General features: G+C 69.5%; 23 protein-coding genes. 10 read left to right on the forward strand and 13 right to left on the reverse strand.

Annotated elements, in window-relative coordinates; translation table 11 throughout:
- Positions 1–99: 99 nt before the first annotated feature.
- From VFX99_RS12190 to VFX99_RS12200, 3 genes are read right to left on the reverse strand one after another with little or no spacing between them, the layout of a single operon-like run.
- Complete coding sequence (locus VFX99_RS12190) at positions 100–1,404, reverse strand: GNAT family N-acetyltransferase (protein ID WP_329666561.1); 1,305 nt, start codon at positions 1,402–1,404, stop codon at positions 100–102.
- 38 nt (positions 1,405–1,442) lie between these two features.
- Positions 1,443–3,014, reverse strand: coding sequence for a glycerol-3-phosphate dehydrogenase/oxidase (locus tag VFX99_RS12195; protein ID WP_329666562.1), 1,572 nt, complete (start codon positions 3,012–3,014; stop codon positions 1,443–1,445).
- Positions 3,011–3,592: a helix-turn-helix domain-containing protein gene (locus VFX99_RS12200; RefSeq protein ID WP_329666563.1), complete on the reverse strand. Its 582-nt coding sequence runs from the start codon at positions 3,590–3,592 to the stop codon at positions 3,011–3,013. Before VFX99_RS12200 ends, VFX99_RS12195 begins: the two co-directional genes overlap by 4 nt.
- A gap of 34 nt (positions 3,593–3,626) precedes the next feature.
- Here VFX99_RS12200 and VFX99_RS12205 point away from each other — a divergent pair, with 34 nt between their 5' ends.
- Together VFX99_RS12205 and VFX99_RS12210 are read left to right on the forward strand one after the other, a co-directional pair.
- Positions 3,627–5,288, forward strand: a complete 1,662-nt coding sequence (locus VFX99_RS12205; RefSeq protein ID WP_329666564.1) for an FAD-binding oxidoreductase — start codon at positions 3,627–3,629, stop codon at positions 5,286–5,288.
- Positions 5,285–6,184 (forward strand): diacylglycerol kinase, encoded by a 900-nt coding sequence (locus VFX99_RS12210; RefSeq protein ID WP_329666565.1) that lies wholly within the window; start codon positions 5,285–5,287, stop codon positions 6,182–6,184. Before VFX99_RS12205 ends, VFX99_RS12210 begins: the two co-directional genes overlap by 4 nt.
- A 15-nt stretch (positions 6,185–6,199) precedes the next feature.
- On the opposite strand, the gene VFX99_RS12215 is transcribed toward VFX99_RS12210, so the two are convergent.
- Both VFX99_RS12215 and VFX99_RS12220 read right to left on the reverse strand, forming a co-directional pair.
- Entirely contained in the window at positions 6,200–6,442 is a 243-nt protein-coding gene (locus tag VFX99_RS12215; RefSeq protein WP_329666566.1) for a zf-HC2 domain-containing protein, read from the reverse strand.
- A complete protein-coding gene (locus VFX99_RS12220) occupies positions 6,439–7,125 on the reverse strand; it encodes a sigma-70 family RNA polymerase sigma factor (protein ID WP_414684375.1) in 687 nt (228 codons plus the stop codon). The genes VFX99_RS12215 and VFX99_RS12220 overlap by 4 nt, the downstream gene beginning before the upstream one ends.
- A gap of 51 nt (positions 7,126–7,176) precedes the next feature.
- On the opposite strand from VFX99_RS12220, the gene aroA reads away from it, so the two are divergent.
- The 3 genes from aroA to bcp are packed head-to-tail and all read left to right on the forward strand — an operon-like array spanning position 7,177 to position 10,147.
- Positions 7,177–8,553 carry a 3-phosphoshikimate 1-carboxyvinyltransferase gene (gene aroA / locus VFX99_RS12225; RefSeq protein WP_329666567.1) on the forward strand — a complete coding sequence of 459 codons (1,377 nt, stop codon included), beginning with the start codon at positions 7,177–7,179 and terminating at the stop codon, positions 8,551–8,553.
- 15 nt (positions 8,554–8,568) lie between these two features.
- A complete protein-coding gene (rsgA, locus tag VFX99_RS12230) occupies positions 8,569–9,612 on the forward strand; it encodes a ribosome small subunit-dependent GTPase A (protein WP_329666568.1) in 1,044 nt (347 codons plus the stop codon).
- A gap of 55 nt (positions 9,613–9,667) precedes the next feature.
- Positions 9,668–10,147, forward strand: a complete 480-nt coding sequence (gene bcp, locus VFX99_RS12235) for a thioredoxin-dependent thiol peroxidase (RefSeq protein WP_329666569.1) — start codon at positions 9,668–9,670, stop codon at positions 10,145–10,147.
- 22 nt (positions 10,148–10,169) lie between these two features.
- On the opposite strand, the gene VFX99_RS12240 is transcribed toward bcp, so the two are convergent.
- Positions 10,170–10,565, reverse strand: a complete 396-nt coding sequence (locus VFX99_RS12240; RefSeq protein WP_329666570.1) for a histidine kinase — start codon at positions 10,563–10,565, stop codon at positions 10,170–10,172.
- Positions 10,566–10,810: 245 nt separating this feature from the next.
- Between VFX99_RS12240 and VFX99_RS12245 the strand changes: the two genes are divergently transcribed.
- Positions 10,811–11,059 (forward strand): WhiB family transcriptional regulator, encoded by a 249-nt coding sequence (locus VFX99_RS12245; RefSeq protein WP_018171995.1) that lies wholly within the window; start codon positions 10,811–10,813, stop codon positions 11,057–11,059.
- Between the two features lie 103 nt (positions 11,060–11,162).
- Here VFX99_RS12245 and VFX99_RS12250 read toward each other — a convergent pair whose 3' ends face one another.
- The 3 genes from VFX99_RS12250 to VFX99_RS12260 all read right to left on the reverse strand — a co-directional run bounded on the left by VFX99_RS12250 (position 11,163) and on the right by VFX99_RS12260 (position 14,795).
- A complete protein-coding gene (locus tag VFX99_RS12250) occupies positions 11,163–12,650 on the reverse strand; it encodes a sensor histidine kinase (RefSeq protein WP_329666571.1) in 1,488 nt (495 codons plus the stop codon).
- Positions 12,651–12,882: 232 nt separating this feature from the next.
- Positions 12,883–14,169, reverse strand: a complete 1,287-nt coding sequence (locus tag VFX99_RS12255; RefSeq protein ID WP_329666572.1) for an AAA family ATPase — start codon at positions 14,167–14,169, stop codon at positions 12,883–12,885.
- Positions 14,166–14,795 (reverse strand): SAF domain-containing protein, encoded by a 630-nt coding sequence (locus VFX99_RS12260; RefSeq protein WP_329666573.1) that lies wholly within the window; start codon positions 14,793–14,795, stop codon positions 14,166–14,168. The genes VFX99_RS12255 and VFX99_RS12260 overlap by 4 nt, the downstream gene beginning before the upstream one ends.
- Before the next feature lie 98 nt (positions 14,796–14,893).
- Between VFX99_RS12260 and VFX99_RS12265 the strand changes: the two genes are divergently transcribed.
- Positions 14,894–15,175 carry a helix-turn-helix domain-containing protein gene (locus VFX99_RS12265; RefSeq protein ID WP_329666574.1) on the forward strand — a complete coding sequence of 94 codons (282 nt, stop codon included), beginning with the start codon at positions 14,894–14,896 and terminating at the stop codon, positions 15,173–15,175.
- Positions 15,176–15,192: 17 nt separating this feature from the next.
- On the opposite strand, the gene VFX99_RS12270 is transcribed toward VFX99_RS12265, so the two are convergent.
- Positions 15,193–15,792, reverse strand: coding sequence for a hypothetical protein (locus VFX99_RS12270; protein ID WP_329666575.1), 600 nt, complete (start codon positions 15,790–15,792; stop codon positions 15,193–15,195).
- 128 nt (positions 15,793–15,920) lie between these two features.
- Between VFX99_RS12270 and VFX99_RS12275 the strand changes: the two genes are divergently transcribed.
- A complete protein-coding gene (locus VFX99_RS12275; protein WP_329666576.1) occupies positions 15,921–16,361 on the forward strand; it encodes an Rv3235 family protein in 441 nt (146 codons plus the stop codon).
- Positions 16,362–16,396: 35 nt separating this feature from the next.
- Here the strand turns inward: VFX99_RS12275 and VFX99_RS12280 are convergent, their stop codons facing one another.
- From VFX99_RS12280 to secA, 3 genes are all read right to left on the reverse strand, one after another.
- Positions 16,397–16,744: a hypothetical protein gene (locus tag VFX99_RS12280; RefSeq protein ID WP_329666577.1), complete on the reverse strand. Its 348-nt coding sequence runs from the start codon at positions 16,742–16,744 to the stop codon at positions 16,397–16,399.
- Between the two features lie 110 nt (positions 16,745–16,854).
- On the reverse strand, positions 16,855–18,081 hold the full coding sequence (locus VFX99_RS12285; protein ID WP_329666578.1) for a pyridoxal phosphate-dependent aminotransferase: 1,227 nt from the start codon (positions 18,079–18,081) through the stop codon (positions 16,855–16,857).
- 76 nt (positions 18,082–18,157) lie between these two features.
- Entirely contained in the window at positions 18,158–20,971 is a 2,814-nt protein-coding gene (secA, locus tag VFX99_RS12290) for a preprotein translocase subunit SecA (protein WP_329666579.1), read from the reverse strand.
- A gap of 231 nt (positions 20,972–21,202) precedes the next feature.
- Between secA and VFX99_RS12295 the strand changes: the two genes are divergently transcribed.
- Both VFX99_RS12295 and VFX99_RS12300 read left to right on the forward strand, forming a co-directional pair.
- Positions 21,203–21,790 (forward strand): PadR family transcriptional regulator, encoded by a 588-nt coding sequence (locus VFX99_RS12295; RefSeq protein ID WP_329666580.1) that lies wholly within the window; start codon positions 21,203–21,205, stop codon positions 21,788–21,790.
- A gap of 162 nt (positions 21,791–21,952) precedes the next feature.
- The coding region (locus VFX99_RS12300; RefSeq protein WP_329666582.1) for a DEAD/DEAH box helicase at positions 21,953–23,643 on the forward strand (1,691 nt) is incomplete at its 3' end.

Below are 23,643 nucleotides of genomic sequence, written 5' to 3' on the forward strand. Positions count from 1 at the left end.
GCGTCGACTCGGGCTCCTTACCTCAGCCTCTGGTACTGAGGCCCGCCATCAGGCGGACACCGGATGCCGCGGCATCCGGTGTCCGCCTGATGGCGGGCCTCAGTACCAGAGGCTGAGGTAAGGAGCCCGAGTCGACGCGAACGACGCATCCAGCGCGTCCACCGCATCGTCGTCGGCGTCCAGCAGACCCGCGTCGCGCAGGGTAGCGGCGCGGACTCCCCCGAGCAGGATCGACGACAGCGCGTTGACCGACAGCGTGACGTCGGCTTCGCTGCGCACGGGCGTGACCTCTGCCGTACCGGAGCCGTCCACCCTCAGTTCCCACGTGCCGTCGGCGATGCCGAGCGGATCCGTGACGCGCAGCGTGATCGATACCGGTGAAGAGTACGTGCGGGCGGCGAGCACCGTCGGCACGTCCAGGACGCGCAGCCAGCCGTGCTCGCTGGTCTCGACGGTCGCGCCGCGCTGATCGGCGATCATCCACCGCAGCGGCTCGTCGACGGAGCGGAGATGCGCCTTCACGACCGAGACGAGGTCGTGCTCGAGCGCGAACCGCCACAGCGCCGCGTAGGCGTCCGGCGTCTCGCTGAGGAGGTAGTGCAGTTCGAGGTCGTGCTTCGTGAAATCGGGGCCCTCGCTCCCGAGCCGGTACACGGCGATGCCCCGCGTCGTGCCCGCCGCATCCGCATAGCGCACGCCGCGCACCTTGGCGGAGTCCTCCTGGCCGGGCGCGGTACCCGACATGCGGCGCCAGAGTCCTGGCCATGCCTCGATCTCACCGGGCCGCGAGCGGCGCACCCTGCCGTGCAGCTCGGCGAGCTGGTCGCGCAGCTGGTCCCGCGACACGAAGTCGAGCCGGCCGTCGGGGCGCGGCCCGATCCACAGGGCGCGCTTCGTCTCGATCGACCAATCGGTGCCGAACGTCGCCGGTGCGAAACCGAAACGTCCGTAGATCGTCGCTTCGGACACGGTCAAGCCTGCGATCGCCACGCCGGCATCGACCGCTGTGCGCAATTCGCCCTCGAGCATGGCTCGGGCGATCCCCTTGCGTCGGTGCGTCGGTGCGACCGTCACCCCGCTGATGGCCCACATCGGGATGCCGATGCCTCCCGGCAGCGTCATCTCGGTGACCCAGGAGTTGACTGTGGCGACCGGCTGGGAAACGTCGAGCGAGCCAGGGTCGTAGACACCGACGAAGCGTCGGAATGCGAGTCCGTCACGCGCTCCGCCGAGTTGCTCGTCGCTCTGCTCAGCGGCGAGGAACCCCCGCATCTCGGCCTGGAGGTAGGGGTCGAAGGCTGTAGCGTCGCTCGTGTCGAGGACGCGGTATTCGAGGCCGTTCGCCGAAACGGCAGCGACGGCGGCGGGGTCGGCGGGGGCGTTCTTCCAGTCAGGCGCAGACATGCGCCCCACCCTACCGAGCGGTTCCGACAGCGACGGGGTCAACCGAAGCGCTCCAAGGCGGATGCCGCGGCCGCCAGCGACTCCTCCCGGTCCGCCGCTACCAGCCCGAGCCGCGTGCGGCGGTCCAGCAGGTCGTCGACCGTCAGGGCACCCTCGACGGCCACGCCCCATGCGAGCTCCTGAGCGGTGACGCCCCGGGCAGCGGGCGGGCCATCCGGCGAGGATGCGACGAAGGGTGCCTCTGCGCCGTAGCGGCGCACGAGCCTTGCTGCCGCCACGATCTGGCCCGTGCGTTCGCGTGGCCAGGCACCCACGAGAGGCAGGGTGCGCGTCCGGCACCCGCTCACCTTGCCTGCGCCGAAGCGACGTTCGATCGCGGCATCCACGCCGTCCTGCGCCATCCGGCGGTACGTCGTGAGCTTGCCGCCGACGACGCTGAGCGTCCCGGTCGAGGATTCCAGGATCGCGTGGCGGCGCGACAGGTCGCTCGTCTCGGCGCCCGACGTGCTGATGCGCCGCCCCTGCGCCGTTCCCGCATGGGTCAGGAGAGGCCGGAGGCCGGCGAAGGTCGCGAGTACGTCGGATCGATCGAGAGGGACAGCCAATGCCGTATTCGCGGTGCCCAGGAGCATGTCGATCTCAGCATCGGTCGCATGCGGGACGTCCGGGAGGGGCCCGTCGGCGGGGACATCGGTGATCCCGATGTAGGTGCGACCGTGCGGTGCCGGCACCGTGAACACGAAGCGGCTCGTCGACCCGGGCACAGGTATGGTCAGCGAGACGTCCGATCCGCCCATCCGAACGGTATCCACCACGAGGTGCGTGCCGCGACTCGGCCTCAGACCGACGTCCGGGTCGAGTTCGCCTGCCCACACGCCGGTCGCACTGAGAACCGCCCGCGCGCGGACCTCGAACTCCTCGCCGGTCAGCGCGTCTCGCAGAACCGCACCGTCCCCGCGCACGCGCACGGCTTCGACTCGCGGAAGAACGGATGCACCGTAGCCGGCCGCGGTGCGCGCGACGGCGATCACCAGCCGCGCATCGTCGATGAGCTGACCGTCCCAGCCGCGCACGCCCCCGCGAAGACCGTCGCGCCTCACCGCTGGCGCGAGCCGGATGGTCTCGTCGCGGCGCAGCGGACCGGGCGCCCTGAGGACGGCATCCGATGTGCCCACGAGCCGCCGCATACCGTCGCCGAGGCCATACCCGATGCCGACGTACGCGCCGCGGGTTCGGTGGCCGGGCGCGAACAGGGGCAGGACCTGCGCGAGCGGTCGCGTGAGGTGCGGGGCGATCCGCGTCATCAGGAGGTGCCGCTCCGCGGCGCTCTCGTGCGCGATGCCGAACTGTCCGGACGCCAGATAGCGCAATCCTCCGTGCACGAGTTTCGAACTCCATCGGCTCGTGCCGTGCGCGAGGTCGTTGCGCTCGACCAGCAGCGTGCGCAGGCCTCGGCTGGCGGCATCCAGGGCCAGGCCGGCGCCGGTGATTCCGCCTCCGACGACGAGGACGTCGACGCTGGGATCGTCGCCCAGCGCCGACAGCTCGCGCATCCGGCGCGCGGCGTTGAGCGCTGTGGAATGGGGTTGGCGGCCGACGATCCGCGTCACGACGAGCTCCCGAGGGGATTCACATACCCGCGGACCGCCGTGCGCAGCTCGCGTCTCCACTGCGCGGGCGGCAGCCACTCGGCGACCAGGGGCGCGGACTGGATCGCCGACTGCGCGATCAACAGGAGCATCGCCGCCATCCGATCGGCGTCTCCGGCTCGGATGAATCCCGCGGCCTGTCCCGCCGTCACGCGCGCGGCGATCTCGTGGTGGATGCCGCGCTGGCTGGTGCCGAGCCGCTCGAGGATGTACCGCGCGAAGAGCTCGGGATCGGACTCACGAAGCCGGTCCACCAGCGGCATCGACCGGATCCGGTCGGCGGTCTGGACGATGCCGTCGGCGAAGTCGTCGAGCGATGTCGCCGTGCCGGTGCGGGGGACGACCGCGATCAGCTCGCGCGTGACCAGCGCGGCCAGCAGCGCCTGGACATCGGACCAATACCGATAGAGGGTCTGACGCGAGATCCCCGCGCGACGGGCGATGTCGGAGGCCGTGGTTCTGCGCATCCCGTGTGCCAGTACCTCATGCAACGCGGCATCGAGGATGACGGTCGCAGTGTCGCCTCCGGGCTCGGCCATGTGACAACCATACAGAATGTGTCATACTGTCGCGGTGGATGCGTCGACGCCCAGGCAGTCTCCGAGGGCGCCGGTCCGTCCCGCACCCCGCCCACGTTCGACGTGGGATGCCTGGGGCACCGAGCCCGCACGCCTCCCCGCAGGCGCGAAGACGCTCATCACCGCACTGCTCCCGGGCAAGGCGCATCCCGTCCAGCGACGGGCAGCCGCTCCGACCCTGACACCTTCCCGCCTCGACGACGGTGACGTGCGCGCGTTCACCGCCGTCGTGGGGGAAGGTCACGTGTCGACCGAGGACGACGCGCGATTGCTGCATCTCGGCGGCAAGAGCACGCCGGACCTGCTCGCCCGACGCCTCGCCGACCCGCAGCCTGCGCCGGACGCGGTCGTCGCGCCCGCCGAGCACGCCGAGATCGTCGATGTGCTCGCCGTGTGCGCGGAGCGGGGGATCGCGGTCGTGCCCTTCGGCGGCGGAACAAGCGTGGTCGGCGGCGTCGCCCCCGAGTCGGGTCGCCTGCGTTGCGTCATCGCCCTCGATCTGGTGCGCACCGCCGGCCTGTGGAACCTCGACGAGGAGTCGCTGCTGGCCACTTTCGGCGCGGGAACCACCGGACCGCAGGCCGAAGAGCTGCTGAATGCGCGCGGCTACACCATCGGCCACTTCCCGCAGAGCTTCGAGTACGCCTCGCTCGGCGGCTACGCGGCGACGCGCTCCAGCGGCCAGGCATCGCGGGGCTACGGACGATTCGACGACCTCGTGCACGCACTGCGGATCGCGACCCCCGCCGGCGACCTGCGGCTGGGCCGTGCACCGGCCAGCGCCGCAGGCCCCGACCTGCGCCAGTTGTTCCTCGGCTCGGAAGGCGCATTCGGCGTACTGACCGAGATCACCGTCCGCCTCCGGCCGCTTCCCGGGGCCACGGCGTACGGGGCATGGAGCTTCCCCGATTTCGACTCCGGCGCGACGGCCCTCCGCGAGCTCACCCAGCGCGGCATCCGTCCCACCGTCCTTCGACTGAGCGATGCCGGCGAGACGCGGGTGAATGCGGTGATGGGCGGACATCTCCGACGCGCACGCGGCTGCCTCGCCGTCGCGACATTCGAAGGGGTGGATGCAACCGAAGCGGACACCGTCCGCGCGGCGACCGATGCGATCTTCCGCCGTCTTGGCGGAACGTCGCGCGGCGAGGACCCGGCGCGATCATGGGAGCGCGGCCGATACGCCTCTCCTGCTCTGCGCGACACGCTCCTGGACATCGGAGTGCTCGCCGAAACCCTCGAGACGGCCACGACGTGGACGAACCTGCTCGCTCTGAAAGTCGCCGTGACCGATGCGCTGACCGCGAGTCTCACGGCCGATCGCACCAAGCCGATCGTGATGTGCCATGTTTCGCACGTGTACCCCGCGGGTGCGTCGCTCTACTTCACGGTGCTCGCCGCGCTCACCGCCGACCCCATCGGCCAGTGGGAACGGGCGAAGGATGCCGCATCGCACGCGATCGGCGCGGCGGGCGGCACGATCACCCACCACCATGCCGTCGGACGGAATCATCGGGACCACCTCGAGGCGGAGATCGGACCGCTCGGCATCGCGGTGCTGCGCGCGGTGAAGGCGACCGTCGATCCGCGCGGGATCATGAACCCGGGTGTGCTCGTTCCCCCTCCTGCGGCAGCCCGGCCCGGCGAACCCGGATGAACGTCGTCCTGCTGGTCAATCCCGCCGCTCGCGGCGGCGCGCACACCGGATCGGCCACACGCGCCGCCGAGCGTCTGCGCGAATCCGGCGTGGGCGTCACCGTCCTGAGCGGAGGCAGCGCATCCGAATCGAGTCGGCTCCTGCGGACGGCGATCGAACTGGGCACCGACGCCGTCGCGGTCGCGGGAGGCGACGGCACCGTGCACCTCGCGATACAGGAATTGGCGGGCACCGACGTGAGGCTGGGCATCATCCCGGCCGGCACCGGCAATGACATGGCGACCGCGCTCGGGCTGCGCGAACTCGACGCGGTCGCGGCGGCGGATGCGATCGCTGCGGAGCGGACTCGGCGCATCGACCTCGCGCGCGTCACGCGCGCGGACGGATCGACCGCCTACTTCGGAAGCGTGCTGGCCAGCGGCTTCGACTCCCGCGTCAACGACCGCGCCAACGCCATGCGCTGGCCGCGCGGCGGCTCGCGCTACAACATCGCGATCCTGATCGAGTTCCTCACCCTGAAGGGGATCCCGTACGAAGTCGACATCGAGCTGGCCGATGGCGGGCGGGAGCGGCTCGTCGGGGAACTCGTGATGGCGACCGTGGGCAATGGCAGCCACTACGGCGGCGGCATCCCGATCTGTCCCGACGCCGATCCGGAGGACGGTCTTCTCGACCTGATCCTCGTGCGCCCCGCCGGTCGGCTGAAGTTACTGGGACTTCTGCCCCGCGTCTACCGCGGAACCCACACGACCGCGCGCGAAGTGAGCACCTTTCGAATCCGCGGTGTGCGACTCTCCTCGCCGGGGGTCACCGCCTACGCGGACGGCGATCCGATCGGGGCGCTGCCCCTGACGGTCGAGGTCGCACCGTCGGCGCTGCGCGTCTTCACGCCGTAGCCGCGAAGCGAATCGTCAGTGGGTCGCCTGCACGGTGCGCAGGCGCTCCAGCACCTGATCGCGCAGCTCCTCAGGAGCCGTCTCCTTGCACGCACGGGCGACGACGTCGGTCAACGTGCGCGAGACCAGCGCCTCGTCCTGGCAGCTGGCGCAGTTCTCGAGATGCTCGGCGATATCGGTCTGGGACGTCTTGCACACCTCGTGGCGCAGGTACTCCTCGAGGTCGCGTCTTGCCTTCTCGCAGCCGCAGTCGGTCATTTCTTGCCCCCTGTGGCGGCCGCGCTGATTCCCCGCTCGGCCGCATAGTCCGCCAGCAGCTCACGGAGCATTCGCCTGCCACGATGCAGACGGCTCATGACCGTGCCGATGGGTGTCTTCATGATGTCGGCGATCTCCTGGTAGGCGAAGCCCTCGACGTCTGCGAGGTACACCGCCAGCCGGAAGTCCTCCGGGATTGCCTGCAGCGCATCCTTCACGACCGATGCCGGCATCCGGTCGATCGCTTCGGCTTCCGCCGATCGGCTGCTCGTCGCGGTCGTGGACTCCGCGCCGCCCAGCTGCCAGTCCTCGAGCTCGTCGATCGTGCCCTGGTACGGCTCGCGCTGCTTCTTGCGATAGATATTGATGTAGGTGTTGGTGAGGATGCGATACAGCCACGCCTTCAGGTTCGTGCCCTGGGTGAACGTCGCCCAGGACGCGAACGCCTTCACGAACGTCTCCTGCACGAGGTCGGCCGCATCCGCGGGATTGCGCGTCATGCGCATCGCGGCTGCATACAGCTGGTCCATGAAGGGAAGCGCCTGAACCTCGAACTGCGTGCGCGCGTCGGTGACGGCTTCTGCCTCGTCATTCATCACGCGCCAGTCTACGTCGGCGGGTTCCCAGACCAGCTCGACCTCGGCGAGGTCGTCCGTGCGAGGGCGATCGAGCGTGGCGATCATCCGGCTCCACTTCCGCTGGTTGTCTGTGGTGTGTCAGTAGGGTAGAACCCGATGACAGGCGACCCGTATTCCCACGATCCGACACCTACTGTGCGCGGCCGCTGGCACGCGCCCACCGCACCCGGACCACTGCGGGCCACTGTCACCGTGCCGGGGTCCAAATCCCTCACCAACCGTGAGCTCATCCTCGCCACGCTGGCCGACGGTCCGAGCCGCCTCACCGCGCCGCTCCACTCCGACGACTCGGCCCGGATGATCGCCGCTCTGCGCTCGCTCGGTGTCGCCATCGACCGCAGCCCGGGAACCGGAAAGTACGGCGACGACCTCGTCGTCGCGCCGACCTGGCCGCTTCAGGGCTCGACCGAAGTCGACTGCGGCCAAGCCGGCACCGTCATGCGATTCGTCGCCGGGCTCGCCGGATTCGCCCGTGGCGACGTGACTCTCACGGCCCACGAGAGCGCCCTGCACCGGCCCATGGGCACGATGATCAAGGCGCTGCGAGACGTCGGGGTCGACATCGACGACGGCGGGCACTGGGCGCTTCCCTTCATCGTGCGAGGCCACGGCCACGTGCGCGGCGGCGAGGTCGTCGTCGACGCGAGCGCATCGAGCCAGTTCGTCTCCGGTCTGCTGCTGGCCGCGCCGCGATTCGACGTGGGGCTGCATCTGATCCACCGGGGCGAGCGACTGCCGAGCATGCCGCACATCGACATGACGATCGAATCGCTCGCGCATCGGGGCGTCCATGTGGAGCGACCGGCTCCCGGAGAGTGGGTCGTTCCGGCCGGCCCCGTGCGTGCCAAGGACGTCGCCATCGAGCCCGACCTGTCCAATGCGGCGCCGTTCCTGGCGGCGGCGATGGTGGCGGGTGGGTCGGTGGCGGTGACGGGATGGCCCGCCCACTCGACGCAGCCCGGGGCGATGCTCACCGAGATCCTGTCGCTCATGGGCGCGCGGGCGGTCCGGCGCGGCGGGGCTCTCACGGTCACCGGCGGCAGCGGCATCGCCGGAGTCGATCTCGACCTGTCGGCGGCGGGCGAGCTGACTCCCACGCTCGTCGCACTCGCGGCCTTCGCGGACTCCCCGAGCACCTTCTACGGAATCGGGCACATCCGCGGGCATGAGACGGATCGCATCTCGGCGCTGGTCAGCGAGCTGCGCGCCGTGGGCGGCGAGGCGCACGAGCTGGCGGACGGCATCCGCATCGTGCCCCGCGCCCTGCACGGCGGAACCTGGCGGGCGCACCACGACCACCGCCTCGCCACGACCGGAGCGATCATCGGCCTGGCCGTGCCCGGTCTCGAGATCGACGACATCGGCACCACGGCGAAGACCCTTCCCGAGTTCCCGCACCTCTGGCAGCAGATGCTGGCCGGTTCGCCCGACGACGACGCGCACACCGAGCCCCTGCACAACGTCGCCTCCTGAGTTGGTCCGCACACGGTGAGCTGGCTCGACGACGACGAGGACGAGGACGACGAGTTCGACGAGACGACGCTGCGCGCGCGGCCGAATCCGAAGGCGAACCGTCCGCGGACCAAGCGACGCCCCGCGCACGCCGATGCCGTGATCGCGCGCGTCCTCGGCGTCGACCGCGGACGCTACTCGGTGCTCGTGGACGAGGACGGGCCGGACGAGCGGCGCGTGCTCGCGACCCGCGCGCGGGAACTGCGACGGATGCCGATCGTGACGGGCGATCGGGCACGCATCGTCGGCGATTCGACGGGGGAGGCGGGAACTCTGGCGCGCATCATCGGCATCGAGGAGCGCACCTCGCTCCTGCGGCGCAGCGCAGATGACACCGATCAGGTCGAGCGGGTGATCGTCGCCAACGCCGACCAGATGCTGGTCGTCGTGGCCGCCGCCGACCCCGAACCGCGCGAGCGCCTCGTCGACCGCTATCTCGTTGCGGCGCTCGATGCAGGCGTCCGCCCGCTGCTCGTGGTCACCAAGACCGACCTTGCCGACCCCTCGGAGTTCCTCTCCCACTTCGACGGCCTGGACCTCGAGGTCTTCACGAGTGCGCAGCAGGAGATGCCGCTGAAGCGGATCGGCGCGGAGCTGGTCGGGCACTCGACGGTGTTCGTCGGGCACTCCGGAGTGGGCAAGTCGACACTGGTGAATGCCCTGGTGCCCACCGCCATGCGCGCGACAGGACATGTGAACGAGGTCACCGGCCGCGGGCGCCACACCTCTTCATCGACGGTCTCGATGCGCTATCGCGGCGAGGCCGGCAACGGCTGGGTGATCGACACGCCGGGCGTCCGATCCTTCGGACTGGGTCACGTCGACCCGGCGAACATCCTGGGCGCGTTCACCGAGCTCGCCGAAGTCGCGAAGGACTGTCCGCGTGGCTGCACGCACCTGCCCGACGCGCCGGACTGCGCCATCGTCGAGGCGGCCGCGGCGGGCCGGCTGGGGCCGAACGGCGCGGCGAGGCTGGACTCGCTGCAGCGGCTGCTGCTCACCTTCCGCGACAAGACTTGAGGCCACTCGGCCGTTGACCGCGCATCGGAGAGCGCACCGGACCTACGCTTGAGAGATGAGCAAAGTCGTCCTGGAACCCGGATCCGCAGCCCCCGATTTCACCCTGCGCAATCAAGATGACCAGCCCGTCTCGCTGCACGACCTGCGCGGCCGCGGTGTGGTGCTGTTCTTCTACCCGGAGGCGATGACCCCCGGCTGCACGACCGAGGCGTGCGACTTCCGCGACAGTCTGGCGCCGCTGGAGGCCGCCGGGTACACCCTGCTCGGCATCTCACCCGACATGCCCGAGAAGCTCCGGAGGTTCCGTGAGCGGGACGGCCTCACCTACGACCTCCTCAGCGATCCCGACCATGCCGTGCACGACGCGTACGGCACGTGGGGTGAGAAGACGAACTACGGCAAGGTGTACCAGGGCGTCATCCGTTCCACCTTCGTCATCGACGCCGAGGGACGCGTGCAGGAGGCGCTGTACAACGTGAAGGCGACCGGGCACGTCGCCCGGGTGCGCAAGCTCGTGGGCATCGACGCCGCCTGACGCCTGCATGGGAGCGTGCCGACTACTCGGACGCCGCCCCCGGTGCTCTGCGCCCCGCCGCCCGTACCGCGAGCACGAGCAGGACGAGAGCCGCCACCGCCGGCACCGCGAGCGCGAACCCGATCGCCGGCTCCGCGTAAGCGCCGGTCATCGCACCGATCGCAACGGCGAGGATCAGCAGCTGGGTGACGATCCCGCCCGATCGGCCCCACGACTGGCCGCGCCACGTCGCCACCGCGAACGCGAGGACGGCCACGGCGCCGACGGCGGTGAGGACGACGAGTGCGACCGCGCTCTCGAACGATCCCGTGTCGCCGGCGACGAGCGCCCAGATCTGCCAGACCACCAGTGCGAGGATCGCCAGGCCTTGCAGCCCGAGGACGATCGCCGCGAATCGGGCGACGATGTGTGTGCGCATACCCCAGAATTCCCTCGTGGCTTGCCGGGTCTTTGTGAAACCCTCTACTCATGGAGCGAATGCTCAGCAACAGCACACCCTGAGCCGTCGGTCAAGCCTTGATTCGTCAACACCCCTGTGCGACGATTAACAGAGCCGTGTGCTCCCACAGCGAGGTGGGGCGAGCATCTCTCGCATCTCACCACAGGGTATCGGACCCGAATACCGGCTCTGGAACACCCGATCATCTCTCAAGGAGCACCCCCATGGACTGGCGCGATAAGGCCGCCTGCCTGACCGTCGACCCCGAACTGTTCTTCCCCGTGGGGAACACCGGACCGGCCGTCGATCAGATCGAGAAAGCCAAGTCGGTCTGCGCACGCTGCACCGTGACGGAGATCTGCCTGCAGTACGCCCTCGAGACGGGGCAGGACTCAGGCGTATGGGGCGGGCTCTCGGAAGACGAGCGCCGCGCGCTCAAACGTCGCGCCGCCCGCGCGCGCCGCGCGTCCTGACGCAGGCTTTTCGGCTCGGATCGCGCATCTGCCGCAGTTCCGGCATCCGTCGCAGCTCTCATTGCGATGAACGCCGCCTGGTGCATCGGAGGCGTCGGGCTGCCTAGGACCCATCGTGCTCGATCGCGCGCATCGGGATGTCGATCGTGACCTCGGTGCCGCTTCCCATCAGCGTGTGCCAGTCGATGGTTCCGCCCAGCTCGCCCTGTATGAGGGTGCGCACGATCTGCGTGCCGAGGCCACGGCCGACCTGACCCTCCGGCAGCCCTGAGCCGGTGTCGCGCACGCGCACCGCGAGGTTCTCCTCGCCGCGCTCGGCGATGATCTCGACGTCGCCCTCCTGCCCGGCCAGGCCGTGTTCCACGGCGTTGGTCACCAACTCGGTCAGCGCGAGGGCGAGCGGAGTCGCGTACTCGCTCGGCAGCGTCCCGAACGCACCCGACGATCGCGTGCGCGCACGCGTGTTCGGGGCGGCGGCGACCTCGGCGACGAGGCGGAGCACACGGTCGAAGACGTTGTCGAAGTCGACGGTCTGCGCCAGGCCCTCCGAGAGCGTGTCGTGCACGACGGCGATCGCCGCGACGCGCCGCATCGCCTGCGTCAGAGCCTCACGGGCCTCTTCGGAGTGCGAGCGTCGTGCCTGGATGCGCAGCAGGGACGCGACCGTCTGCAGGTTGTTCTTGACGCGGTGGTGGATCTCGCGGATGGTCGCATCCTTGGTGATGAGCTCCTGCTCCTGGTGCCGGATCTCGGTGACATCGCGGCAGAGCACGATCGCACCGATCCGGTTGCCGCGATCGCGCAGCGGGATCGTCCGCAGCGACACGGTGACGCCGCGCGCCTCGATGTCGGTCCGCCAGGGCGCGCGGCCCGTCACGACCACCGGCAGTGATTCGTCGAACTGCCGCTTTCCCGGGAGGATGCGAGTCACGACCTCGATCAGCGACTCCCCCTCGAGCTCGTCGTCGAAGCCGAGGCGGTTGAAGGCCGACAGCGCGTTCGGGCTGGCGAACGTCGTCACCCCGTCGACGTCGAGCCGGATCAGGCCGTCGGATGCGCGGGGCGCGCCGCGCCGGGGCGCCGTCGGAGCGGCGAGGTCGGGGAAGTCGCCGGACGCGATCATCCCGAACAGGTCGTCGGCGCAGTCGTTGAAGGTGATCTGCTGCCGCGACGGTGTCCGCGTCTCGCCGAGGTTCGTGTGCCGCGTGAGCACGCCGATCGTGAGCGCCGGCTCCATCCCCCGCGATCGGACGATCGGTACGGCACGAACGCGCGTGGGGGTCTCCTCGAACCAGTCCGGAGATGCGGAGTCGATGATCCGCGCCGATGAGAACGCCTCGCGGACCTGGGTGCGCCACTGCGGTCGCACCCGATCGCCGACGATGTCGCGGTAGAACAGCGTCGCGGCCCCGCTCGGTCGGGTGTGCGCCACGGCAACGAACGAGTCGTCCTCGGTGGGCACCCAGACCACGATGTCGGCGAACGCGAGGTCGGCCAGCAGCTGACCGTCACCCGCGAGCCGGTGCAACCACTCGACGTCGGCTTCGCTGGATCGACCCTGGGCGTAGACGAGATCGCTGAGCGTCGACATCCCTCAAGCTTAGAGTCGAGCCGGATCAATGCCGCGCAGCGGCCTTGATGCGGCTGAGACTCTAGATCGAGTAGGCGGCGAAGCCGCCGTATCGAGATCTCAACTGCGCCTCCGGCGTCAGGACGTAGGCGGCGAAGGCGCCGTATCGAGATCTCAACCGCCTGCGGCAACAGGAGCTCAGGCGGCAAGCACCCCGTCGCGATCTCAGACCCGCAGCACCGAGCCGCCCGCCCTACGACGCGACCGGCTCCAGCGCGCGCCGTCTCGCAGACCTTCGGATGCCGCGGCGGGACTCGGCGGCCGGCACGACGGCCTCGCCGACGAAGCGACGCAGAGCGAGGGTGATCGGTGAGCGTGGCGCGATCTCGCCGATCGGACGCGCGGCCAGCAGCGCTGCATCCGCTGCCCGCGGGTCGGTGGGCACGAACCAGACGTCGCTCACGCCCCCGAACCGGTCGAGCGTGCGACGGACCTGTCCGCGGGCGTCGATCCCGAGCGCGCCCGGCCGCAGTCGATTGGCGATCACCGCCACCGGGGTCGTGCCGATCGTCGCCCGCAGCTCAGGGTACGCCCGTAGGAACCGGGAGATTCCGAGCGGGTCGGCCGCGGCGACCGCCACGACGAGGTCGGCGGTGCGCAGGGCAGCGAGAGTGGCCGCGTTGCGGCGAGGACCGTCCAGATCGCTGACGATCTCCTCATCGCGCTCGAGCGGCGCGGCGACATCGACGACGGTGTAGTCCGCCCACTCGCGACACGCAGTCAGGGCGGCTGCGACGCGCGACTCGCTGAGCTCCGGCCAGCGCGACGGCCGGTTCAGGCCCGTGAGCACATCCACCCCGGTGGCGCCGATCGGCGCACTGATGCGGGTGAGCTCGCGCGAGTCGAGGCCACCGAGCTCCGATTGGCGGCACGCCGACGCGAAGCCCGGCGCCTCGTCGGCGAGGCCGAGCGCGAGTGCGACCGATGGAGCGTGCGAGTCGGCGTCGATCAGACCGACGTGCCGGCCGCCGCGTGCGAGCTCGACGGCGAGTTCGATGGCGATCGTGGAGCGGCCCGGGGCACCGGCGCTTCCCCAGACGGTGATCAGCCGCGGCATCCGCTCCACGGCCCCGCGGGATTCCGTATCCCGCCGCGGCGTCCGGCTCTCGGGAGTGGCGGACAGCCGCTCGACGAGCCGCCACGCCTCGGCGTCCAGGGGCAGTGCCGACTCCAGGCCGAACGCTGCGGCGACGCGGTCATCAGCCGGTCCGGCGCTGAGCGGGATGATGCGGACGGCGCTGCGGTCGCACATCGCGACGACCGCGGCATCCAGCGTCGTGCGCGACACTCCGAGCACCACAGCGTCGCAGCCCGCCAGCGCCCGTGCGACGCGCTCGCCCTCGTAGTACAGCGCGGCGTCGTCGGCGGTCAGCGCGAGAGCCGCTGCCGGGAGAATCGCCGTGACCTCTACTCCCTCCCGATCCAGACCCTCCGCCAGTGCGGCAGCGTGCGGTTCATCGACTGCGAGCACCACTCTCATTTCGCCGCGCCAGCGGTCGGGACCACCGAGAGCGCCGACTCGTCGGCGATCGCAGCGAGGGTGGCGGCGACGTCGGCACGCGGTATCACGAGTTCGAGTGCGGCGGACCCGCCGCCGATCATCGAGTCGTCCCGCGTCACCGAGACCACGGTGGCATCGGCCACCAGGATGCGGGGCGCGTCGTAGTCGCCGCGCTCGAGCAGCGGCGCCGCCCACACCTCGACGACCGAACCCGCAGCGACCGAGCCGGGCACGTCGACGGCGCTTCGCAGAACGACGCTCGTGGTTCGCACCGCGGTCGCCTCACCGACCGCCGCGCGCGGAACCAGCTCGCCGGATTCGATGGTGCGTGTGGCCACGAGTCCGTCGGCGAGCGCATCGGATGCGAGGTAGGCCCCGCCGAGCTGCCCCAGCGACACGTCCACGAGCCGCACATCGTCGCCCGAGATGGCTTCGCCCGGGACGATCGTGCGGTTGGCGGCGAACGCGGGAACGGTCTGCCGTGACGCCGAGACGACGAACCAGACGCCGGCGACCGAGGCGACGACCAGGAGGATGCCCAGAACGAAGCGGGCATCGCCCCAGAAGGCGCGAGGTCGAGCGCGGGCGGTGTCGAGTGCGGTCATGTCACCATGGTGACGCAGAGCAGGAAACGAGCCCTGCGGTTATCCACAGCGGGTGCGTCGTCCGGCCGCCCGGAGGGGTGTCGCCGCATAATGGGGACATGCCTGAGATGCCGACGTCCGACGTGCGCCTGCTGGCTCCGGCACAGGTCGCGGAGGTCCTCGGTGTCTCGCTCGACGAGGTGATGGCGCTCGTGGATGAGAGGCGTCTGCGTGGACTCCGGGTGGGGTCGCCCGCCCGCTGGCGCATCGAAGAGGCGAGCGTCGCCGAGTACCTCGACGAGCAGGCCGAGGAGGCGCGACGCATGGCGCTGTGGCGCCAGTCGAATGAGGCGAGCTTCCCCGAACTGTGGGGCACCGGCGTCGTCGGCAGGCCGGACTGACATCGCGGCGTTCCGCGTCAGGCGAGCGTCGCGCCCGAATCGAGACGGATCCACGCCACCGCGCCGAAGGGCACCACGCGGTGGCCGGTGACTTCGCTCGCCCGGCGCGGCGTACCGGGCTCATGGAGGGCGATGTCGAGGTGATCGGCGCCCGCGCGGTCGATGGTGCCGGCCAGCATCCGTCCGTGACTGAGGTGCACGGACACCGACACCCGCCGACGAACCAGATCCCGGATGACGAAGCCGAACGTCATCCGATCGGCGAGGATGGACCGCGCGGGTGCGGGACGAGCGCTGCGAAGGATGTCCGCGTGCGGCATCCCGATCGCGGCGATCGACGCGAACGGCACCACGAGCGCTCCCGACCGCGCGTCGGAGAGCGCGACCCAGTCGGCGCCGACGCCGGAGACGTCCGCGACGAGCACGGTGCCGTCGGCCACCTCGAACGACGGCGGCGCGGACTCGCTCTCACGCTCGACGAGGACGCTCAGTCGCTCGCGGAGCGCGACACGCGACAGCCGGAGCCGCTCCGCCTCGGTGTCGAGCGCAGCACGCTCCGCCTCCCACTCCGAGGCGAGCTGACTCTCGAGGTCGTCGAAGAAGCGATCCCAGCGCACTCAGCGAGGCTAGGGCAATGGTCACGACTCGATGAGAAGTTCTCCACAGCCTCGTCATGAAGCATTCCTGTGAACTTGCCGTGTGTTCTACTCTTTCGCAGGACATCCCCCCGTTGAGATTGGCACTCATGGCAACGACGCCCTCGCGCCCCGCCCGCGCTTACCCCCCGCCCGCCGACGCGCTCGAGCTCTCGGAATTCTTCGCCCCGCAGCGCACCTCCTCCACCGCGCTTCCCGAACCCGAGCCGTTCCTGCGCAACCTCACTCGAGGCGTTCTGGAGGTCTTCGCCGGCGTGCGGGAGGTCGACCAGCTCGCCCGCTGGCTCACCGAGGACGCGTATCGCAAGCTGATGACGCGGTCCAACCTCGCCGCGCGTGCGCGCAGCGCTCGCGGGGTACCGGCGAAGCGACCGGTGCACACGTTGCTCTCGGTGCACCACTCCTCCCCCGCCGACGGGGTGGTGGAGGCGGTCGTCATCGTCGAAGGGCCGGCGAGGACGCGCGCCGTCGCGCTGCGGCTCGAAGGCATGGACGGACGCTGGCGGGCGACCTCGCTCGCACTGCTCTGAGCACCGCGCCGCCAGCGGCGGTGAGTGCTTGCGGATCACTCCGAGTCGATCAGCTCCAGCAACTTCTTGAGCGCGTCACGGATCTCAGTGTGGTCGTACTGGCCGGCACGACTCTCACCCGCGATGACGCCCGAGCGGTGCACCTTGCGGAAGTCGCCGAACGGGAACGAGTAGGCCGTCTTGGTCTGCGTGTTCTCGCTGCGGTCGACACCCATGTGCCAGTGCGAATACTCGGTCCACCCGTCCCGCTCGATGAACGCGTTCTCTTCGTCCGGGGTGGGTGCGGCCTCCGACCAGTCGTCGCGTTCGTCCTTGACGACCTTTCCCTGGCGCACGAGTGCGCGAGCATGACGGAGCGCCGGTTTGTTCAGCTCGATCGACATGGCGCCACGATACGACGGGTTGCCGACGTCCGCGAGAGGGTGGACGGATGCTGCCGCCTCGCGTCGCCTCGCGCCGTTCTCGGGCCGGCTAGCTCACGCGCCGGCGGGAGTCACTGACGATACGACGACAGGAAGTTGCCGAGCCGCTCGATCGCCTCGGACAGCACCCGGGCTTCGGGCAGCGTCACGATGCGCACGTGGTCCGGTTCCGGCCAGTTGAAGCCGGTCCCCTGCACGAGCAGCACGTGCTCGGCCACCAGGAAGTCATAGACGAACTTCCCGTCGTCGCGGATCTCGTACACCTCAGGGTCGAACCGCGGGAACGCGTAGAGCGCGCCCTGGGGCCGGACGCAGCTGACACCCGGGATCGCCTCGAGACCCTCCCACGCGGCATCCCGCTGCTCGTGGAGGCGGCCCGTCGGCGCGATGAGCGCATCGATCGACTGGACTCCGGACAGCGCCGCCTGGACCGCGTGCTGGGCCGGTACATTGGGGCACAGTCGGGTGGATGCCAGGAGGTTGATCCCCTCGAGGAACCCGGCGGCATGCTCCTTCGGCCCGGTGACGACCAGCCATCCGGAGCGGAAGCCGGCGACGCGGTAGGTCTTGGACAGCCCGTTGAAGGTGAGGCACAGCAGATCCGGTGCCACCGTGGCAAGCGGGATGTGGACGGCATCGTCGAAGAGGATCCGGTCGTAGATCTCATCGGCAAGCAGAAGCAGGGAGTGTTCACGCGCGATGGCCGCGATTGCCTCGAGCACAGCACGGCTGTAGACCGCGCCGGTCGGGTTGTTGGGGTTGATGACCACGATCGCCTTGGTGCGCGGTGTGACCTTCGCCCGGATGTCGTCGAGGTCGGGCTGCCAGCCGTTCGACTCGTCGCAGCGATAGTGCACCGGCGTTCCGCCGCCGAGGCTCGTCATCGCCGTCCACAGCGGGTAGTCCGGTGCCGGGATCAGCACCTCGTCGCCCTCGTCGAGCAGCGCCTGCATCGTCATCGTGATGAGTTCGGAGACCCCGTTGCCCAGGAACACGTCATCCGGCTCGAACGGCGGGAAGCCCTCGATGGCCTCATAGCGATAGACCACGGCGCGCCGCGCTGAGGGGATGCCGCGACTGTCGCTGTAGCCGTGCGCGTGCGGAATCGCCTCGATCATGTCGCGCACGATCTGGAACGGGGCGTCGAAGCCGAAGGCTGCAGGGTTGCCCGTGTTGAGCTTGAGGATCGTGTGGCCGTCGTTCTCGAGCCGGTGGGCCTCGACCAGTGCCTGGCCGCGGATCTCGTAGAGGACGTCCTTGAGCTTGCTCGACTGATCGAGGGGGCGGAGGGGACTCATCGGTTCAGAATAGACCGCGCGCTACGTGGCCAATCGCCAGGCGCTGGCCTGCCCGTCGCATCCTCTGAGGACGTCGCTACTTCTTCTTGTCCGCGGCGCGACGCTGAGCCCGGTTCTGCGGGGCGGACGCGGCATCGGTGCGCTGACCGAACGCACCGCGCGGAGCCTCGGCGGCCGGTGCAACGGGCGCGGCAGACGGCGCGACGGCGGTCGCGGCCTGACGGAGGCGGCTGGTGGCCGCCTGCTGCACCTGACCGCGCTCGTTGCGAACCTCGACCTCGCCGGCGTCGTTGGCGGCGGAGTACTGCAGCCGCTGCCCTTCGACCGGCGCCGCACCCAGTCCCTTGGCCTCGACCTCGGCAGCCGCGTCCGCTTCGCCTTCGGCGGGACGGCGGACCTCGACTTCGAGGTTGTAGAGGTAGCCGACCGACTCCTCCTTGATCTGGCCCATCATCGCCTGGAACATCTGGTAGCCCTCGCGCTGATACTCGATCAGCGGGTCACGCTGGGCCATCGCCCGCAGGCCGATTCCGTCCTTCAGGTAGTCCATCTCGTAGAGGTGGTCGCGCCAGCGACGGTCGAGCACCTGCAGCACGACGCGCCGCTCCAATTCGCGCGTCGCCGGGGCGCCGAGCGTCTCCTCGCGCTTGGCGTAGGCGATCTTCGCGTCGGAGAGGATCTCGCGCTTGAGCCCGTCGGGCGTGATCCGCCCCTTCGTGCCGGCTTCGGAGACGACCTCGTCGATCGTCACACCGACGGGGTAGAGGGTCTTCAGCTCGGTCCACAGAGCGTCGAAGTCCCAGCTCTCGGTGTGGCCGCTCGAGGTGTGGTCGTCGATGACGGCATTGATCGCGTCTTCGATGAAGTGCTGCACGCGGTCGGCGATGTCATCGCCCTGGAGCATGTGGCGCCGGTCCGAGTAGATCGCCTCGCGCTGTCGGTTCAGCACATCGTCGTACTTCAGGACGTTCTTGCGGATCTCGGCGTTGCGGGCCTCGACCTGCGACTGCGCGCTCTTGATCGCGCGGCTGACCATGGTGGATTCGATCGCGACGTCGTCGGGGAAGTTCGTGCGGGCGAGGATCGCTTCGGCCGCGCCCGACTGGAACAGGCGCATCAGGTCGTCGGTCAGCGAGAGGTAGAAGCGGCTCTCACCGGGATCCCCCTGCCGTCCGGAGCGACCGCGCAGCTGGTTGTCGATGCGGCGCGACTCGTGCCGCTCGGTCCCGAGGACGTACAGCCCACCCGATTCGACGACCTTGGTGGCCTCCTCGGCCACGTGGTCACGGGTGCCCTGGTAGACGGCATCCCACTCGGCTTCGTACTCGTCGGGGGTGGAGACGGGGTCCAGGCCCTTCGCCTTCATCTCCTGGACGGCGAGGAACTCGGCGTTGCCGCCGAGCATGATGTCGGTGCCGCGCCCTGCCATGTTCGTGGCGACGGTCACCGCGCCGAGCCGGCCCGCGCGGGCGACGATCTCGGCTTCGCGCGCATGGTTCTTGGCGTTGAGGACCTCGTGCTTGATGCCCTTCTTGGCGAGCAGGCGCGAAAGGTACTCGCTCTTCTCGACGCTCACCGTGCCGACCAGGACCGGCTGACCGGTGGCGTGCCGCTGGACGATGTCTTCGACGACCTGATCGAACTTCGCCTGTTCGTTCTTGTAGACGAGGTCGGACTGGTCCTTGCGGATCATCGGCTTGTTCGTCGGGATCGGCACGACGCCGAGCTGGTACGTCGACATGAACTCCGCAGCCTCTGTCTCGGCCGTTCCGGTCATGCCGGCGAGCTTGTCGTACAGGCGGAAGTAGTTCTGCAGCGTCACCGTCGCCAGGGTCTGGTTCTCGGCCTTGACCGGCACGGCTTCCTTGGCCTCGATAGCCTGGTGGATGCCCTCGTTGTAACGGCGACCGACCAGGATGCGGCCGGTGTGCTCGTCGACGATCATGACCTCGTCGTTCATCACGACGTAGTCGGTGTCGCGCTTGAACAGGGCGAGCGCCTTGATCGAGTTGTTGAGGAACGAGATGAGAGGCGTGTTCGCCGACTCGTACAGATTGTCGATGCCGAGGTAGTCCTCGACCTTCTCGATGCCGGGTTCGAGCACGCCGATGGTGCGCTTCTTCTCGTCCACCTCGTAGTCGACGCCCGCCTCGAGGGTCTTGGCGATCTTCGCGAACTCGACGAACCAGCGGTTGGCCTCGCCGGAGGACGGTCCGGAGATGATGAGCGGAGTGCGCGCCTCGTCGATGAGGATCGAGTCGACCTCGTCCACGATCGCGTAGAAGTGGCCGCGCTGGACGAGGTCTTCCTTGCGCCACGCCATGTTGTCGCGCAGATAGTCGAAGCCGAACTCGTTGTTCGTGCCGTAGGTGATGTCGGCTTCGTACTGCTGACGACGGATGTCGGGAGTCTGACCGGCCACGATGGTTCCCGTGGTCATCCCCAGAGCACGGTAGATGCGGCCCATGAGCTCGGACTGGTAAGAGGCGAGGTAGTCGTTCACGGTGATGACATGCACGCCCTTGCCCGCGATGGCGTTGAGGTACACGGGGAAGACGGCGGTCAGCGTCTTTCCCTCACCGGTCTTCATCTCGGCGATGTTGCCGAGGTGCAGGGCGGCGCCGCCCATGATCTGGACGTCGTACGGGCGCTGGCCGAGCGTGCGCTTGGCCGCCTCGCGGACGGCGGCGAACGCCTCCGGCATGAGCTGGTCGAGCGTCTCGCCCGCCTCGAGCCGGGCACGCAGTTCCGCGGTCTCGCCGCGCAGCTCATCGTCGGTCAGGTGCGCGTAGTCCTCTTCGAGGGCGTTGACCGCCTTCACAACCTGCTGGAGGCGCCGGATGATTCGTCCCTCTCCGGCGCGAAGCAGTTTCTCGAGAGCATTGGGCACGGAGCATCTCCATCTGTCTGGGTAGGGCGCGAATCGGCGCCGATACAGCCCGGCGCCGAGCGCACAGGCATATCCAGCCATGTTATCCGCCCGTGACCTTGGAGTGCGCTGGGTAGGGCCCGTTCACAGCGGCTTTCCGGCGCGTACGGAGCGGCATCCCGGAATGCCGTCGGTGCCTGCATAAACTCGCGAACTGCATACCCGGTATGCACGACCCGACGGGAGCGAACCATGTCCGTACGACAGAGCCTGCTGGCGATCCTCGACCAGGGGCCGTGCTACGGCTACCAGCTGCGCGCGGAGTTCGCCCGCCGCACCGGCTCGAGCTGGCCCCTGAACGTCGGGCAGATCTACAACACTCTCGACCGCCTCGAACGCGACGGGCTGGTCGCGAAAGGCGAGATCGACGCAGAGGGTCATGTCTATTACCGGATCACGGATGCGGGCTCCACCGAGGTGGCGGCGTGGCTGGCCGCACCCGTCGAGCGGGGGCCGGCCTCGCGCAATGAGCTCGCGGTCAAGGTCGCCGTCGCAGCGACCCTGCCCGGCGTGGACCTCGGCGCTCTCCTGCAGGAGCAGCGCCGCGCCTCCCTCGCCCGCCATGACGCCCTCATCCGAACGACGGATGCCGCCTCCCCGGGCGAGCCGGAAGAGCTCGCTCGGGCGATCGTCGCAGACGCCATGATCCTGCACGCGCAGGCCGAGCTGCGGTGGCTGGACCTGGTCGAGGAGCGCCTGGCGCGGCATCCGGAGCGTGCGATCGCGCTCGAGCTGGCCACGGATCGCCCGAAGCGCGGTCGCCCGGCGCGCGCTGCCTGACGGCGCCGGCGTCGAACCGGGGTGTCCGCGCCGAGCCGGGGGGCCTTGTCATGCGGTTCGGCGGAATCGCCCTGGTTCGCCGGGACGGGACGGGGTCTAACCTTAAGCGTGTCCACTGACGATGTCTCCGTCGAGGCAGAGGCTCCTTCGGAGCCCGCCGCGATGACGTTCTCCGACCTGGGACTGGGTGAGGCGGTGCTCAAGGCGCTCAGCGACGTCGGCTACGAGACCCCCTCGGCGATCCAGGCGGCGACGATTCCGACGCTGCTCGCGGGTCGTGACGTCGTGGGTCTTGCGCAGACGGGCACCGGCAAGACCGCCGCCTTCGCACTGCCGATCCTCGACCGCCTCGACGTGTCGCAGAAGACCCCGCAGGCGCTCGTGCTCGCGCCGACGCGCGAGCTGGCACTGCAGGTCTGCGAAGCGTTCGAGAAATACGCGGCGCACGTGCGCGGTGTGCACATTCTGCCGGTGTACGGCGGCCAGGGTTACGGCGTTCAGCTGTCCGCGCTCCGCCGCGGAGTGCACATCATCGTGGGTACGCCCGGCCGCATCATGGACCACCTCGACAAGGGCACGCTCGATCTGTCCGAGCTCAAGTACCTCGTGCTCGACGAAGCCGACGAGATGCTGAAGATGGGCTTCGCCGAGGACGTCGAGACGATCCTCGCCGACACGCCCGACACCAAACAGGTCGCACTCTTCTCGGCCACGATGCCCGCCGCGATCCGCCGCATGTCGCAGCAGTACCTGCACGACCCCGAGGAGATCACGGTCAAGACCAAGACCACGACCTCCGCGACGATCGCCCAGCGGTACCTGATCGTGTCGTACCAGCAGAAGATCGATGCGCTCACCCGCATCCTCGAAGTCGAGAACTTCGAGGGCATGATCGTCTTCGTACGCACCAAGAGCGTCACCGAGGAGATCGCCGAGAAGCTCCGTGCGCGCGGCTACTCCGCCGCCGCGATCAACGGGGACGTCGCCCAGGTCCAGCGCGAGCGGACCGTGAACCAGCTCAAGTCGGGCAAGCTCGACATCCTCGTGGCCACCGATGTCGCCGCACGCGGCCTCGACGTCGAGCGCATCTCCCACGTCGTCAACTTCGACATCCCCACCGACACCGAGTCCTACGTGCATCGCATCGGCCGGACCGGCCGCGCAGGGCGCTCCGGAGACGCGATCAGCTTCGTCACGCCGCGCGAGCGCGGACTCGTGAACGCGATCGAGCGGGCGACCCGCCAGCCGCTCACCCAGATGCAGCTGCCGAGTGTCGACGATGTGAACGTCACCCGGCTGGCCCGCTTCGACGACCGGATCACCGCGGCGCTCGGGCAGACCGAGCGCATCGACGGATTCCGGGATGTGATCGCGCATTACGTGCGCAATCACGACGTGCCCGAGGTGGATGTCGCCGCGGCCCTGGCCGTGGTCGCGCAGGGCGAGTCGCCGCTGCTGCTCGAACCCGATCTCGCTCCACCGAAGCGAGAGCGGGACGACCGCGTGGACCGCGGCGATCGGCCCGGGCGCTTCGACCGGGACGACCGCGGCGAGCGCCCGGAGCGCCGTGAGCGGCCCACGGGCGGCCGTTTGGCGATGTACCGGATCGCCGTCGGCAAGCGGCATCGCGTCGAGCCGCGGCAGATCGTCGGAGCCCTCGCGAATGAGGGGGGACTCAGCCGCGGCGACTTCGGAGCGATCCAGATCCGTCCGGATTTCTCGCTCGTCGAGCTTCCCGCCGACCTGTCCCGCGAGACCCTCGACAAGCTTTCCGACACCCGCATATCGGGCAAGCTGATCGAGCTGCGGCCCGACACGGGCGGCCCCAGTCGTCGGTTCTCCGACGGGCCGCC

Origin of the sequence: Microbacterium sp., from assembly GCF_036277215.1 — a bacterium.
In the GTDB taxonomy this organism is placed as follows: Bacteria; Actinomycetota; Actinomycetes; order Actinomycetales; family Microbacteriaceae; genus Microbacterium.

Excerpts from the sequence above, each read along its gene's own strand:
- VFX99_RS12190 (WP_329666561.1), bottom strand. The coding sequence starts at position 1,404 with ATGTCTGCGCCTGACTGGAAGAACGCCCCCGCCGACCCCGCCGCCGTC.
- VFX99_RS12200 (WP_329666563.1), bottom strand. The coding sequence starts at position 3,592 with ATGGCCGAGCCCGGAGGCGACACTGCGACCGTCATCCTCGATGCCGCG.
- VFX99_RS12210 (WP_329666565.1), top strand. The coding sequence starts at position 5,285 with ATGAACGTCGTCCTGCTGGTCAATCCCGCCGCTCGCGGCGGCGCGCAC.
- VFX99_RS12215 (WP_329666566.1), bottom strand. The coding sequence starts at position 6,442 with ATGACCGACTGCGGCTGCGAGAAGGCAAGACGCGACCTCGAGGAGTAC.
- VFX99_RS12220 (WP_414684375.1), bottom strand. The coding sequence starts at position 7,125 with ATGATCGCCACGCTCGATCGCCCTCGCACGGACGACCTCGCCGAGGTC.
- aroA (WP_329666567.1), top strand. The coding sequence starts at position 7,177 with ATGACAGGCGACCCGTATTCCCACGATCCGACACCTACTGTGCGCGGC.
- bcp (WP_329666569.1), top strand. The coding sequence starts at position 9,668 with ATGAGCAAAGTCGTCCTGGAACCCGGATCCGCAGCCCCCGATTTCACC.
- VFX99_RS12240 (WP_329666570.1), bottom strand. The coding sequence starts at position 10,565 with ATGCGCACACACATCGTCGCCCGATTCGCGGCGATCGTCCTCGGGCTG.
- VFX99_RS12245 (WP_018171995.1), top strand. The coding sequence starts at position 10,811 with ATGGACTGGCGCGATAAGGCCGCCTGCCTGACCGTCGACCCCGAACTG.
- VFX99_RS12250 (WP_329666571.1), bottom strand. The coding sequence starts at position 12,650 with ATGTCGACGCTCAGCGATCTCGTCTACGCCCAGGGTCGATCCAGCGAA.
- VFX99_RS12255 (WP_329666572.1), bottom strand. The coding sequence starts at position 14,169 with ATGAGAGTGGTGCTCGCAGTCGATGAACCGCACGCTGCCGCACTGGCG.
- VFX99_RS12260 (WP_329666573.1), bottom strand. The coding sequence starts at position 14,795 with ATGACCGCACTCGACACCGCCCGCGCTCGACCTCGCGCCTTCTGGGGC.
- VFX99_RS12265 (WP_329666574.1), top strand. The coding sequence starts at position 14,894 with ATGCCTGAGATGCCGACGTCCGACGTGCGCCTGCTGGCTCCGGCACAG.
- VFX99_RS12275 (WP_329666576.1), top strand. The coding sequence starts at position 15,921 with ATGGCAACGACGCCCTCGCGCCCCGCCCGCGCTTACCCCCCGCCCGCC.
- VFX99_RS12280 (WP_329666577.1), bottom strand. The coding sequence starts at position 16,744 with ATGTCGATCGAGCTGAACAAACCGGCGCTCCGTCATGCTCGCGCACTC.
- VFX99_RS12285 (WP_329666578.1), bottom strand. The coding sequence starts at position 18,081 with ATGAGTCCCCTCCGCCCCCTCGATCAGTCGAGCAAGCTCAAGGACGTC.
- VFX99_RS12295 (WP_329666580.1), top strand. The coding sequence starts at position 21,203 with ATGTCCGTACGACAGAGCCTGCTGGCGATCCTCGACCAGGGGCCGTGC.